General features: G+C 69.5%; 10 protein-coding genes. 5 read left to right on the forward strand and 5 right to left on the reverse strand.

The genetic code is table 11. From position 1 onward, the window contains the following. Positions 1-8 precede the first annotated feature (8 nt). Positions 9-878, reverse strand: a complete 870-nt coding sequence (locus tag GTZ93_RS14545) for a cobalamin-binding protein (RefSeq protein ID WP_139918949.1) — start codon at positions 876-878, stop codon at positions 9-11. Between the two features lie 290 nt (positions 879-1168). On the opposite strand from GTZ93_RS14545, the gene GTZ93_RS14550 reads away from it, so the two are divergent. The 4 genes from GTZ93_RS14550 to GTZ93_RS14565 all read left to right on the forward strand — a co-directional run bounded on the left by GTZ93_RS14550 (position 1169) and on the right by GTZ93_RS14565 (position 7157). Next, positions 1169-2782 carry a serine/threonine-protein kinase gene (locus tag GTZ93_RS14550; protein ID WP_126936279.1) on the forward strand — a complete coding sequence of 538 codons (1614 nt, stop codon included), beginning with the start codon at positions 1169-1171 and terminating at the stop codon, positions 2780-2782. Continuing rightward, positions 2779-5334 (forward strand): TonB-dependent receptor domain-containing protein, encoded by a 2556-nt coding sequence (locus tag GTZ93_RS14555; RefSeq protein WP_180946073.1) that lies wholly within the window; start codon positions 2779-2781, stop codon positions 5332-5334. The genes GTZ93_RS14550 and GTZ93_RS14555 overlap by 4 nt, the downstream gene beginning before the upstream one ends. Beyond that, positions 5331-6554: a hypothetical protein gene (locus GTZ93_RS14560; RefSeq protein WP_139918948.1), complete on the forward strand. Its 1224-nt coding sequence runs from the start codon at positions 5331-5333 to the stop codon at positions 6552-6554. The genes GTZ93_RS14555 and GTZ93_RS14560 overlap by 4 nt, the downstream gene beginning before the upstream one ends. A gap of 120 nt (positions 6555-6674) precedes the next feature. Further along, positions 6675-7157: a response regulator gene (locus GTZ93_RS14565; RefSeq protein WP_161662818.1), complete on the forward strand. Its 483-nt coding sequence runs from the start codon at positions 6675-6677 to the stop codon at positions 7155-7157. Positions 7158-7164: 7 nt separating this feature from the next. Here GTZ93_RS14565 and GTZ93_RS14570 read toward each other — a convergent pair whose 3' ends face one another. The 4 genes from GTZ93_RS14570 to GTZ93_RS14585 all read right to left on the reverse strand — a co-directional run bounded on the left by GTZ93_RS14570 (position 7165) and on the right by GTZ93_RS14585 (position 11328). After that, positions 7165-7776, reverse strand: coding sequence for a protein-methionine-sulfoxide reductase heme-binding subunit MsrQ (locus GTZ93_RS14570; RefSeq protein WP_139924025.1), 612 nt, complete (start codon positions 7774-7776; stop codon positions 7165-7167). Between the two features lie 3 nt (positions 7777-7779). Beyond that, positions 7780-8769 (reverse strand): protein-methionine-sulfoxide reductase catalytic subunit MsrP, encoded by a 990-nt coding sequence (gene msrP / locus GTZ93_RS14575; protein WP_120598049.1) that lies wholly within the window; start codon positions 8767-8769, stop codon positions 7780-7782. A 34-nt stretch (positions 8770-8803) separates the two neighbouring features. Next, the gene (locus tag GTZ93_RS14580) at positions 8804-9529 is read right to left on the reverse strand and encodes a fatty acid desaturase (RefSeq protein WP_161662819.1); all 726 of its coding nucleotides are present in this window, start codon (positions 9527-9529) and stop codon (positions 8804-8806) included. A 77-nt stretch (positions 9530-9606) separates the two neighbouring features. After that, positions 9607-11328: a dipeptidyl-peptidase 3 family protein gene (locus GTZ93_RS14585; protein WP_161662820.1), complete on the reverse strand. Its 1722-nt coding sequence runs from the start codon at positions 11326-11328 to the stop codon at positions 9607-9609. Between the two features lie 132 nt (positions 11329-11460). Here GTZ93_RS14585 and htpG point away from each other — a divergent pair, with 132 nt between their 5' ends. Beyond that, on the forward strand, positions 11461-13368 hold the full coding sequence (gene htpG, locus GTZ93_RS14590) for a molecular chaperone HtpG (protein ID WP_121754577.1): 1908 nt from the start codon (positions 11461-11463) through the stop codon (positions 13366-13368). The last annotated feature ends 43 nt before the right edge of the window (positions 13369-13411 follow it).

The following is a 13411-nucleotide window of genomic DNA, read 5'->3' on the forward strand; positions in this document are numbered from 1 at the left end:
GCCTCCCCTCACGTCAGCGCGGTGCGCAGGTCTCCCGGCCGGGCCATGGGCAGCTTCTCCCCCTTCGCGATGGCCGCCACGATGCGGGCCAGCTGATCCACCCCGTCCGACAGCGCCGCCGGCCCCGGCTGGAGGATGTACGAGCTCCTCACTTCGTAGAGCTGGTCCTCCACCACCGCCCGCACGTTGGCCCAACCCGGCCGGGAGGCGATCTTCTCCCGCTTCGCCTTGCGCCCGCACCAGCTGGCGATGACGCCCTCGGGGTCGCGCTTCGCCACCTCCTCCGGGTCGAAGATGCGGCCCTTCGCCCCCTGCGACGCGCGCGACTCCTGGCAGACGTCCACCCCACCCACCACCTCCACCAGCTCCGAACACCAGCGGATGCCGGAGATGAGCGGCTCGTGCCACTCCTCGAAGAAGATGCGCGGCCGCTTCGGCAGGGACTGCGCCGCGTCCGAGTGACGCTCCAGGTTCTTCTCCAGCTCCACCGCCAGCGCCTCCGCGGGTTCCGCCCGTCCCACCAGCGCCCCCGTGAGCCGCACCGCCTGCAATATCTCCGCGAGCGAGCGCTGATTGAACAGGTACACGGGCACCCCGCGCTTGCACAGCTCCCGGCCGATGTCCGCCTGCAGGTCGCTGAACCCCAGCACCAGGTCCGGCTTCAGCTCCAATATCCGCTCGAAGTTCGCGTCCAGGAACGAGCTGACCTTCGGCTTCTTGCGCGCCTCCGGAGGCCGCACCGTGAACCCCGACACGCCGACGACCAGGTCCCCCGCGCCAATGCGGTAGAGCACCTCCGTCGTCTCCTCCGTCAGGCACACCACCCGCCGCGGATACCGCGGCGCCGACGACAACAGCGAGGACAGCCTGGCATTCATGCGGGAAACCCTAACCCGCCCGAGTCCCTGTCACCGGGGATGACGCGACGCACCAGTTGCCACGAACTGTGCGGCAACGGACGCTGATTTCCTCGTTTTCCAACCCCCACCGGGGGACGCGATGCGCACGGGAGGTGCGGGAGTGCGAGCGTGCCTCGCGGGCCGGAAACTCGGCGCTGGGGCGCGGCGATGATAGCGGCACGTCTCTTGGGCGGTTTTCAAAGGCGGTGCTAGCATCCGCCGGGTCTGAAACGACGTATGCGGTCCTTCTCTTCACCTTGGGGGAACACATGATCGAAAGCGACGCCCGCCGCCAGGGCGCGCCCGCCGACGTGCCGGATCCCCTGCTCGGGCGGATCCTCAACGAGCGCTTCCGCATCCTGGAGACGCTTGGCGCCGGAGGCATGGGCCGCGTCTACAAGGCCATGCAGGCCCCGTTGGACCGCCTGGTGGCGCTCAAGGTCCTCAACCCGCAGTACAGCGGCGAGGGCAAGGACCCCGGCTTCCAGAAGCGCTTCTTCCTGGAGGCCAGCGTCACCGCGAAGCTGCGCCATCCGAACACCGTCACCGTCATCGACTACGGCAAGACGGAAGACGGCATCTATTACATCGCCATGGAGTACCTGGAGGGGCTGACGCTGTCGCAGCTGCTCACCCAGGAAGGGCCGCTGCCGTGGGAGCGCACGCTCGCCATCGGTCAGCAGGTGGCCCGCTCGCTGCGCGAGGCGCACAAGGTCGGTCTCATCCACCGCGACCTCAAGCCCGCCAACGTGATGGTCCTCAACCAGGAGGCCGACCACGACGTGGTGAAGGTCCTGGACTTCGGCCTGGTGAAGTCCTTCTCGGGGGACGCCTCCATGAAGGAGGACACCACCCTCACGCAGGCGGGCGTCATCCTGGGCTCGCCGCAGTACATGGCGCCGGAGCAGGCGCGCAACATCGCGGATCCGCGCAGCGACGTGTACAGCCTGGGCGTGGTGCTCTACCAGGTGCTGATGGGCCGGCCGCCCTTCCAGGCGGCGCAGAGCATCGACGTCATCGTCAAGCACATCAACGACCCGCCGCCTCCCTTCTACACCGTGTGGCCGGACCACAACGTGCCCGCGGAGGTGGAGGCGCTGGTGATGAAGTGCCTGGCCAAGCGCCCCGTGGACCGCTACGCGTCCATGGACGCCGTGCTCCAGGGCATGCGCTCCGCCGCGTCCGCGTCCGGCGTCAGCGGCGTCTTCGCCACGCGCACCGGCCTCAACGCGGTGGGCTCCGGCCCCCACAGCGGTCCGCACAGCGGCATCCACACCGGCCCCCATCAGGCGCTGGGCTCCGGCCCCACGCCCGCGCCCAACACCATGGCTTTGGACATCTCCGTGGACGAGGCCGGTGGCCTTGCGGAGAAGAAGTCCAGGAAGGGCCTGGGCATCGCCCTCTTCGGCGCGTCCCTGATCGTGGGGCTGGGCGTGGCGGGCATCTTCGTGCTGCGCGGCGCCCAGAAGCCCCCGGTGGATCCGGTCGAGTCCGCCCCCGTGGCGCGCACGCCCGTCGCGCAGCCGCCCCCTGCTCGCGAGCCCACGGCCGTCGCGGAGACCGCCGTCACGCCGCCGCCAGCCGCCCCCCGGACCGTGCGCTTCGACCTGGACAGCGACCCCCAGGGCGCGGAGATCATGCTCGACGGCCAGGTGCGTGGCACGACGCCGATGGTCATCACCCACACCCCTGACGGCCCGGGCCTCGCGTCCGTGGAGGTGTCGTTCGCGATGGACGGCTACCAGACCGTCAGCAAGAAGTACGCAGGCGAGCCGGGCACCACCGTCAACGTCTCCATCAAGCTTCCGCGCATCAAGAAGCAGGGACCGAAGCCTTCCCCCAAGGCTCCGGGTTCCTCGTACAAGGACGATCCGTACCAGTGAATCCCCCGACAGCCTTCCGACGTGGAGCGCTCCTCGCGCTGTGTCTTTGCGCGACCGAGGCCCTGGCGGACGCGCGACTTGAAGCGCGCCGCCACTTCCGCAATGGCATGAACCTCATCGAACAGAAGCAGTTCGATGAGGGCATCGCCGAATTGGAAGAGGCCTACAACATCAAGCCGCACCCCAGCGTCCTCTACAACATCGCCCGGGCGTACCAGGACGCGGGCCGGCTGGACGAAGCGCTGGATGCCTACAAGCGCTACCTCGCCTCCAATCCGCCGGACACCGCCAACGTGCAGGCCCAGGTCACACGCCTGGAGTCCACGCAGAAGGCGGCCCAGGCGGAGGCGCCCACCCCCGGCACCGAGACCGGCACGACGGGCACCACCGGCCTGCCCATGCCGCCGCCGCCCCCCACGAGCATCCAGGCCCAGCAGCAGCTGGCCACGCTCATGGAGCGGCTGGAGAAGGCCGTCAACCGCGCGGAGTCGCTCACCGCCCAGCCCCAGGGCTCGCAGCAGCCCTCGGCCACGCCCGGCCCCACCGCCAGCTCCAGCGGCAGCGCCGAGTCCGGCGACACCTCTGGTGACCAGGGCCTGGTGCCGTACGAAGAGCGCGTGGTGACGGCGAGCCGCCGCGCCCAGTCCTCGCTGGAGGCGCCCAACGCCACCACCGTCATCACCGCGGAGGACATCCGCCTGTCGGGCGCCACCACGCTGCCGGAGCTCTTGCGCCGCGTGCCCGGCGCGGACGTGATGGCCATGGGCGTGGGCAGCGCCAACGTCAGCCTGCGCGGCTTCAACCAGCGACTGGCCAACAAGGTGCTGGTGCTGGTGGACGGCCGCACCGAGTACCAGGACTTCCTCGGCCTCACGGTGTGGGCGGGGTTGCCCATCGGCCTGGAAGAAATCGACCGCATCGAGGTCATCCGCGGTCCGGGCAGCGCGCTGTACGGCGCCAACGCGATGCTGGGCGTCATCAACATCATCACCCAGGCCCCCGGCACCGGCCGGCGCGCGCGCTTCAGCGCCATGGCGGGCGGCGGCAACACCGTGCAGGGCTCGTTCGTCAGCCACGGCCAGAACGGCAGCCTGCGCTACCGCGCGTCCGCCGCCTACCAGCAGCAGGACAAGTGGAGCCGCGATTACGAGAGCGGCCGTCCGGACTTCGCCCTGCAAGGGCCTGCGGATCCGGACCTGGGGCAGCGCGGGGCTCGCGCCAACCTGTCCACCGTCTACTCTTTCGAGGAGGGCCGGGCGATTGGCCTCTCCGGCGGCGTGCACCGCTACCTGACGGAGATCTATCCGCTGGGCCTGCTGCGCAACTACTACATCGACGGCCTGGGCGCGTACGCCAAGGCCGACGTGGAGCTGGGCGCCGTGAAGCTCAAGGCGTTCTGGAACCACCTGTCCGGCGACGCGGGCCCGCAGTACGAGGCCATTGGCCAGCGCTCGCTGAGCACCAGCGTCGCGTCCAACGTCTTCAACGGTGAAGCGCTGTACGCGCGCGGCTTCGAGCTGGCCGGTGAGCACCAGGTGAACATCGGCGTGGAGGGCCGCTTGAAGCGCGTGGCCTTCCAGTACCTGGACGACCTGCGCGAGGAGTTCCACGCGGCGGCCTTCGTCCAGGACGAGTGGCGCATCGTGCAGCCGTTGCGCCTCATCGTCAGCTACCGCGTGGACCGCCACCCGCTGCTCGACAAGGGCAACCCGGGCATCGCGCAGTCGCCGCGCCTGTCCGCGGTGTTCCAGCCCATTGAAGGGCACGCCTTCCGCGCGTCCGTGGCCACCGCCTTCCGCGAGCCCACGTTCCTGGAGAGCTACACCCGGCTGCCCGTGCCCGTTCCGGGCGTCAACGGCGTGAGCCTGCTGACCACCGGCAACCGGACGCTGCGCCCCGAGCGCCTCAACGCGCTGGAGCTGGGCTGGCGCGGTGAGTCCCCGCGCCTGGGTCTGGACTGGGACGTGGCCCTCTACCAGAACACGGTGAAGGACCTCATCGCCCTGTCGCCCGTGCAGCCCCTGCCCGCCGGCGAGTCCTACGACAGCGGCACCGGCAACTACCTGCTGGGCCGCTCCATGTTCACCAACGAGGCCGCCATCTACACCGCGCGCGGCGTCGAGGCGGGCATCAACGTGTCCCCCATCGACGGCCTGGGCGTGAAGGCGAGCGCCGCGTACCAGCACGTCAGCTCCGACCTGCCGGACGAAGGCCAGTGCGGCACGTGCAGCCAGACGCCGGCCTTCCGCCTCTTCGGCGGCGTCACCTACCGCACGCGCACGGACCTGGAGTTCGGCATCGAAGCGGCGTTCACGACCTCCACCACCTGGGTGGAGCGCGAGCCCTCCGCGTCCGACCCGACGCGCGTGGACCTCATCGCCAACAACCTCCCCGCGTACACCGTCGTCAACGCCCGCGTGGGCTACACCGTGGTGAAGGACTTCGTCTCCGTGGCGCTGCAAGGCAGCCAGCTCGGTGGCAGCCACGCGGAGCACCCCTTCGGCAACCGCATCGAGCGGCGCGTGTTCGCCAACCTCACGGTGACCCCATGAAGCGCGCCCTTCCCTTCCTCGCGTTCACGCTCGCGTCGCTGCTGTCCGGCGGCTGTGATGCCCCGGACGTGGTGCCCACCGCGGACGGCCGCCAGCACACGCGCTCGGCCCGCATCGAGGGCAGCCTGGTGGTGCAGTCGCGCGCGCGCGGCAACGCCATCGTGTTCATCTACGACGCGGCCAACCCGCCGCCGCCCGCGGGCTCCGGCCGTCCGCTGGCCTTCACCGTCGTCACCGCCGCGGAGCTGTTCGGCGCGTCCATGGGTGACAGCTCCACGGGCCCGTTCACCGCGCCGTTCTCACTGAGCCTGGTGGAGCCGGGCCGCTACCTCCTGCGCGGCTTCATCGACGCGGACACCTGCCGGAACATCCCGCAGCCCTGCCACGTGTCCGACTTCAACCCCTGGTACGGCGTCACCTCCGAGCCCAACGCGGGCGACGTGGGCGGCGGCGCGGTGGACCCCATCACCAGCGCCACGCGCGTCCTGGAAGTGACGACGAACGCGGACGGCTGGCCCCAGCCGCTCAGCGGTGTCTCCGTGTCCTTCGCGGACTCGGCCACCGTCCCCTTCGACCGGCCGGCGTTCCAGACCGCGGACCCGCGCGAGTTCAACACCGCGACCACGCCCATGAAGACGCTGACGCTCACGCCGCAGGTCCTCACCGGCGCGGTGGATCAACGGCCTCCTGGCTTCTGGGTGCAGCTGATTGACGCCAACAAGGACGGCGTCCCGGACGACGCCAACGGCGACGGCGTGCCGGACTTCTGGCCGCGCGTCATCGTCCGCAAGCTGGCGGAAGGCGTGACGGGCTACGTGGATGAGAACGACCTCAACCGCGACGGCGTGGTGGACGAGGAGGGCGTGGACTACGCGCGCGTGAGCGGCGGCAAGGACGGCAAGCCGGACGTGACGGTGCTGGCGGCGGGCCTGTCGCCTGATCCCCTGCTCGCCGCGCTGCTCGACGAACAAGGGAAGCCTCGCCCGCAGCCCGTCTTCGTTCCGCAGCTGGTGGTGGCCATCCGCGCACTCGCTCTGGACGCGCGCGACCCCGCCGCGCCCGCGCCGCTCGCGGCCGTGCCCCCGGGTCGCTACAGCGTCACCCTGCTGCAGTCCACGGGTCAGACGTGGCGGCTGCCCAACGAGCTGGACCCGGCGCTCGCGGAGGCCGTGGGGCTGCCGGGCGTGCAGTCCCAGGCCTTCGTGTTGGAGGTCCGCTGAGGTCGTTTTCGCCCTCCTGAAATCGCGGCGTGGTGCCCTGGTTGCTTTGACTTCGCAGGGCCCTTCCGCGACCATGGGCGGAGCCGCTGGAGGCGTTTCCTCCCCGAGGTTTTGATTCCGATGAAGGTCGGCCCTCTCCCCACCCCCGAAACCGCGCCCCCCCGTCCCACGGGGAGCACGCCCACGGTCCGTCCGACCGGGGGGACCGGTCCGCAGCGCGTGCTGCTGGTGGACGACAGCCGCTCCATCCGGACGCTGCTGAAGATCTACCTGATGGCCCGCAGCTTCGAGTTCCTGGAGGCGGAGTCCGCCGAGGAAGGCCTCAAGGTCGCCGAGGCGGAGCAGGTGGACCTCATCCTCACCGACTTCCACATGGACGGGATGAACGGCGCGGACTTCGCCGGGCAGATCCGCGCCAGCAGCAACGCCAGGCTGTCCAAGGTCCCCATCCTGATGATGACGGGCGATCCGAACGTGGCGGAGGTGCGCGCGCTGGGCCAGAAGGCCGGCATCAGCGCCTTCGTGCGCAAGCCGGTGAGCTGCGCGCAGCTGATGACGCTGGTGGACACCATCCTCCCGCTGCCCCGCGCCACCGCGAAGTAGCGAAGCTTCAGGCCGGGCGCGCGAGCGCCCGCCGCTTGCGCAGCGCCTCACCCACGCGCACGGCCAGCAGCAGCGCCAGGACGGCCCCGTAGAGCACCGGCTCCGTGACGTCCTGCTTCACCCGCCACACGAAGTGCACCACGCCCAGCACCGCGGCCACGTAGGCCAGCCGGTGCAGGCGCTGCCACGTGGGGAAGCCCAGCTTCCGCACCCACTTGTTCGTGGAGGTGACGGCCAGCGGCACCAGCAGCATCAGCGCGGTGAAGCCCACGGTGATGAACGGCCGGGTGAAGACGTCTTCCGCCATGGCGCGCACGTCCAGGCCCTGATCCAACACGGCGTACGTGAGGAAGTGCGTCGCCGCGTAGGTGAAGGCCAGCAGGCCCAGCGTGCGGCGGATGCGCGCGGGCCACGTCCAGCCCGTCACCAGCCGCACTGGCGTGCACGCCAGCGACCCCAGCAGCACCGCCAACGCGAAGAGGCCCGTCTGGTTGAGGGCGAACTCGATGCCGTTGGCCCCCAGCTGTCCCTGCGCCCCCTGCATCGCGAGCAGCAGCAGCGGGGACAGTCCTCCGACGGCGATGGCGGGGTTCAGCCAGGGGAGCTTGGAGGAGGCCATCGTTCAGAAGTCCCGCTTCAGGTCCATGCCGCTGTAGAGGCCGGCCACCGCGTCCGCGTAGCCGTTGAAGGGCAGCGTGGGCCGGCGCGAAGTTTCACCAATACGGCGCTCCGAGGCCTGGCTCCAGCGCGGGTGATCCACCGCCGGGTTCACGTTGGCGTAGAAGCCGTATTCGCGCTTGTTGGTGATGTTCCACGTCGTGGGCGGCTGCTCGCGCGTGAGCGTGATGCGGACAATGGACTTGATGCCCTTGAAGCCGTACTTCCACGGCACCACCAGCCGCAACGGGGCGCCGTTCTGCGCGGGCAGCTGCTTGCCGTAGAGGCCCGTGGCCAGCAGCGTCAGCGGGTGTTGGGCTTCATCCAGGCGCAGCCCTTCAACGTAAGGCCAGTCCAGCACCGGGCTCTTCTGGCCGGGCAGTTGCTCCGGGTCCTCCAGCGTGGTGAAGGCCACGTACTTCGCGAAGGACGTGGGCTGCACGCGGTCCAGCAGCTTGCCCAGGGGCAGGCCCAGCCACGGAATCACCATGGACCAGGCTTCCACGCACCGCATCCGATAGACGCGCTCCTCCAGCGGGAAGGCGGAGATGAGCTGATCCACGTCCACGGTCCACGGCTTGTGCACTTCCCCGTCGATGACGACCGTCCACGGCCGCGTCTTCAACAGGTGCGCGCGGCGGGCCGGGTCGTTCTTGTCCAGGCCGAGCTCGTAGAAGTTGTTGTAGGTGGTGATGTCCTCGTAGGGCGTGCGTGGCTCGTCCGTGCTGAAGAGGCCCTGTGCGGGCACCACCGGCTGGGCCACCGCGCCCGCGTCCGGCACGAAGCCGTCCATGGGCCGGGTGCGCTTCATGCCCAGCAGGTACAGCCCGCCGCCCACCACCGCGGCGGTGCCCGCGAACAGGCCCGCGTTCTTGATGAACTCGCGGCGGCGCACGTAGAGCTTCTCGGGCGTCACTTCGGAGCCAGGGGGCTCGGGAGGGAGCTTGTCGCGCATGACTCCCTCTATAACGCCCCAGCCCCTTTTCCGGTTACCGCCGGGCGTCCTTCGCCCGCCACAGCCGCCACCAGGGCGTGCCGGGGGACTGATGGTGCTCCCAGTGATAGCCGAAGAAGAAGCACGACAGCAGGGCCCACAGGTGGTTGCGAGGCAGGGAGCGCGCGTGGTGCGGCGCCATTCCCTCCGTCTCCGGGCGCCGGTGCGGCAGGTAGGTGCCGAAGTAGAACAGCTGCACGGTGGCCAGCACCGATGGCAGCACCCAGAAGGCCAGGATGCGCGCCTGGGGCACGCCCAGCCACAGCAACACGTTGAACTTCACCGCCATGACCGCGATTTGCAGCCACGTCGTGTAGCGGACCATGAAGGCCCCGAACCACGGCCAGAACGACACGCCCCGCGCCGCGAAGTCCGGGTCGTGCTCGCCGGTGGGGTCCGCGTGGTGCGCGCGGTGGTTCACCACCAGCCGGCGGTAGGACAGCCCCGCGAAGAGGAAGCAGGCCAACATCCCCACCGCGGCGTTCACCCGGCGATTCAGGGACACGGTGCCGTGCATGGCGTCATGCCCGGTGATGAAGAGGCCGGTGGACAGCCACATCTGCAGGAGGACATGCAGCCAGGGGAGCGGTGAAACCCACGGCAGCGCGGGCCCCGCCAGCATCCACGCCAGGTGCCCGCCCCACGCGCCCACCATCGCGAGCGCGAGCACGACGCCCCACGGGTCGGGAGGGGCGGGACGGGTGGAGGGCTCGGGCGCCATGGCTCCCTTACTGGCCAGGCCCCGTCCCCCGCGCACGAAGAAAAGCGCGCGGGTGGGACGGAGCGTGGCCGGGGACACTACTTCTTCGCCGCGGGCGTGGCGGCCGGGGCGCCGAAGTCCTTCACCAGCGAGTCGGCGGTGACGTAGCGCGGCTCGATGTCCACCGGCACGTTCTTCAGCCGCTCCAGCACCTTCTGCACGGAGGGGCGCACCACGCCCTGCTTCGCGAGCAGCGCCTCCGCGGCGGTGCGGTCGCCCGAGGCCTGAAGGGCCATGAGCTGGTTCGTCAGCGACGTGACGGCCGCCTGCATCTTGTCCGGCACCACTTCGAAGGTGCCGTCCGCGTTCACCTTCACCGCGCCGGTGTCCAGGAAGTGGTTGAGCTGGAGCGCGATGCCCTTGCCGTGCGCCTCGTCGATGCCGAAGCGGATGGAGCGGAACGCGGACGCGAGGAACGTCGTGTACATGGTCCGCTGCAGGTCCTTGTCCAGCGTGCCCTTGTCCACCAGCCGCTGGAGCGCCCACAGGCCGGAGATGTCCGCCTTGGCCTCCTCGATGGCGCTGGAGGCCGCCTGCAGCGCCTGACGCACCGTCGTCTGCTTCCCGGCCACGGTGACGTTGTGGGGCCCCAGGCCGTGCATCAGCTCGTGCATGAGGATGTGCGTGAAGAAGGCGTCGAAGGACACGTCCTTGCGGTCCTTCGCGGGCAGCGCCACCTTCGCGATGGGCACCAGCACGCGCTGGAACTTGGCCTCCTGGATGTTCTTCAGCATCACGCGCTTGGTGCCCTTCTCCGCCGCCACGCGCTCGTCGTTGGGCAGGTTGAAGGCCGCCGTCTGCACGCCCCGGTTGCCGTCGCCGGACGAGTAGATGCTGTTGATGACGCGGATGGGGGCCAATGCGCCCAGCTTCGGGTTGCGCAGGCCCGGCTCAATCGGGAGGTTGTTCTCCAGCTCCTGGAGCTCCGCGCTGAACTTCGCCAGCTTCTGCGTCTCCGCGTCGTCGCGCACGCCGATGAAGGCCTCGAACGCGGCCTTGTAGTTGAACCAGCCGTCCTCGTAGACCTCATAGGGCCCGATGGTGGGGTCCACGCTCGCGTCCAGCTCCATCCACGCGACCTCGCTCGCGTAGTAGTCGTTGGACAGGAACGCCGCCGCGCGCGTCTCCAGGAAGCGCTTCAGCGTGGGCTGCTGGGTGAGCGCCGCCGCCTCACGCAACAGCTGCGCGGCCATGCCCAGCTCACCCTGGTACTCGACGCTGTAGGGCACGCTCACGAACTTGCCGTCCGTCCCCTTGCGCAGCGTGGTGAAGAAGCCCGTGGCCTCGTGCTGCTTCGCCTCCGGCAGGCTCTTCACCCACGCCTCCACCTCCGCCTTGGTGGCGCCGGCGGGATAGAAGTTGCCCTCGTCCGGCTTGGCCGGCACGCCGGGGATGAACGGCTTCGCCTCGTCCAGGCGCGACCAGGGGCCCTTGTTGAGCAGGAACGCGTGCAGCCGCTCCTTGCCCAGGGGCGTGGTGTCCTTCACCAGGTCCAGCAGCAGCGTCTGGTTGCCCGCCCACGCCTGGCCCAGGAAGAGGGGGTCCATGATGCGGGCCGCCTGGAGGACCTTGGCCAGGGCGCGCTTCTCCGCGTCCGGCAGCTTGGACACGTCCACCTTGACGTCCACGGGGGCGAAGCGCGCGGTCATCCGCTTCAGCGTCGGGGCGTCCGGCAGGCGGGCGGGGGCTTCCTGGGCGGGCGCGGCGCTCGACAGGAGCATCGCGCCTAGCAGGGGCAGCAGGGTTCTGGACTTGGGCATGGCCCCTTCCCTACCCCAACCCGCCCCCGCCTCCCAGCGACGGGTGTGGGCGGATTCCCTCTTCTCGACAAGCCGGCAGGCATGGTTATGGGGAAGAGCATTGGCGCGTTCCGTCAGCGCCCGGAGGCCTTCATGTCCGCAGAGACCCACCCCCAGCGGGAAACCCATTCATTCCAGGCGGAGATCCAGCAGCTGCTGAGCCTGGTCATCAACTCGCTCTACAGCCACCAGGAGATCTTCCTGCGTGAGCTGGTGTCCAACGCGTCCGACGCGCTGGACAAGCTGCGCTTCCGCTCCATCACGGAGCCGGAGCTGCTCAAGGACGAGCCCGCGCTGGAGCTGAGAATCGTCCCCAACGCCGACCAGGGCACCCTCACCATCGAGGACACCGGCGTCGGCATGACGCATGACGAGCTGGTGAAGAACCTGGGCACCATCGCGCACTCCGGTTCGCGCGAGTTCCTCCAGGCGCTGGCGCAGAAGGGAAAGAACGACGTGCAGCTCATCGGCCAGTTCGGCGTGGGTTTCTACAGCGCGTATCTCGTCGCGGACCGCGTGGAGGTGGTGAGCCGCGCCGCCGGTGAGACCTCCGCGTGGAAGTGGGCGTCGGAGGCGCACGGCACGTTCACGGTGGAGCCGGCGGAGAAGGCCACGCGCGGCACCGCCATCACGCTGCACCTGAAGGCGGACCAGAAGGAGTTCCTGGACGAGTGGAAGCTGAAGCAGCTCATCACCCAGTACTCGGACTATGTGGGCCACCCCATCAAGCTCCAGGTGACGAAGCAGGTGGGCAGCGGGGACACGCAGGCCACGGAGCAGGCGCTGGAGGTGGTGAACAAGGCCAGCGCCCTCTGGCAGCGTCCGAAGAGCGAAATCACGGACGAGCAGTACCAGGAGTTCTACAAGCACCTGACGCACGACTTCGACAAGCCGCTGGCGTGGACGCACTTCAAGGCGGACGGCACGCAGCAGTTCACGGGTCTGCTCTTCGTGCCCAAGCACCCGCCGTTCGACTTGAACTCGCAGCAGCAGCGCGGCGTGCGGCTGTTCGTGAAGCGCGTGTTCATCATGGACCGCTGCGAGGACCTGGTGCCGCAGTGGCTGCGCTTCGTGCGCGGCGTCATCGACTCGGACGACCTGCCGCTCAACGTGTCGCGTGAGATGTTGCAGGACTCGGCGGTGGTGCGCGCCATCCGCAAGCACGTGGTGAAGAAGTCGCTGGACCTCCTGGAGAAGCTGGCCAAGGACAAGCCGGACGACTACCGCACGTTCTGGGAGTCCTTCGGCACGGTGGTGAAGGAAGGCCTGACGCTGGAGACGGAGTACCGCGAGAAGCTGGGCGCGCTGGTGCGCTACGAGTCCTCGCGTGAGGAGGGCCTCACGTCGCTGGCGGACTACGTAGGCCGCATGAAGGAAGGCCAGGAGGCCATCTATTACGTCTACGGCGAGAGCCGGAAGGCAGTGGCGGACAGCCCGCACCTGGAGGCGCTGAAGCAGCGCGGCTACGAGGTGCTCTTCATGACGGACCCGGTGGACGAGTGGGCCGCGCAGGGCCTGCGCGAGTTCCAGGGCAAGCCGCTGGTCTCCGCGCTCAACGCGGACCTGAAGCTCCAGTCCACGGACGAGGAGAAGAAGGCGAAGGAGCAGCAGTCGGAAGGGCTCAAGGGCCTGACGGACAAGATGAAGGACGTGCTGAAGGAGGACGTGCGCGAGGTGCGCGTGTCGGACCGCCTCACGGATTCGCCGGTGTGCCTGGTGGTGTCGGAGGGCGGCACGCCGGCCTACCTGGAGCGCCTGCTCAAGGAGCGCGGCAAGGGAATGCCGCGCATCAAGCGCATCCTGGAGGTCAACCCCAAGCACCCGGTCATCGAGCACCTGCGCGGACTCCTCGCGAACGACCCGGCCGCGCCGCAGGTGGGCGAGTGGATTGAGCTGCTCCACGACCAGGCGCTGCTCACGGAAGGAAGCCCGCTGAGCGACCCGAACCGGTTCGCCCGGCGCATGACGGCGCTGCTCACGCAGGTGGCCGCCCGGAGCTGATGTTCCCGTGCGTGCGCGGGTCGCGAGGCCCGCCACGCACAGC

The organism is Corallococcus exiguus (assembly GCF_009909105.1).
GTDB lineage: Bacteria > Myxococcota > Myxococcia > Myxococcales > Myxococcaceae > Corallococcus > Corallococcus exiguus.

Bases quoted from the DNA above. Each gene is read 5' to 3' on its own strand.
- GTZ93_RS14545 (WP_139918949.1), bottom strand. From the start codon at position 878: ATGAATGCCAGGCTGTCCTCGCTGTTGTCGTCGGCGCCGCGGTATCCG.
- GTZ93_RS14550 (WP_126936279.1), top strand. From the start codon at position 1,169: ATGATCGAAAGCGACGCCCGCCGCCAGGGCGCGCCCGCCGACGTGCCG.
- GTZ93_RS14560 (WP_139918948.1), top strand. From the start codon at position 5,331: ATGAAGCGCGCCCTTCCCTTCCTCGCGTTCACGCTCGCGTCGCTGCTG.
- GTZ93_RS14565 (WP_161662818.1), top strand. From the start codon at position 6,675: ATGAAGGTCGGCCCTCTCCCCACCCCCGAAACCGCGCCCCCCCGTCCC.
- GTZ93_RS14570 (WP_139924025.1), bottom strand. From the start codon at position 7,776: ATGGCCTCCTCCAAGCTCCCCTGGCTGAACCCCGCCATCGCCGTCGGA.
- msrP (WP_120598049.1), bottom strand. From the start codon at position 8,769: ATGCGCGACAAGCTCCCTCCCGAGCCCCCTGGCTCCGAAGTGACGCCC.
- GTZ93_RS14580 (WP_161662819.1), bottom strand. From the start codon at position 9,529: ATGGCGCCCGAGCCCTCCACCCGTCCCGCCCCTCCCGACCCGTGGGGC.
- GTZ93_RS14585 (WP_161662820.1), bottom strand. From the start codon at position 11,328: ATGCCCAAGTCCAGAACCCTGCTGCCCCTGCTAGGCGCGATGCTCCTG.
- htpG (WP_121754577.1), top strand. From the start codon at position 11,461: ATGTCCGCAGAGACCCACCCCCAGCGGGAAACCCATTCATTCCAGGCG.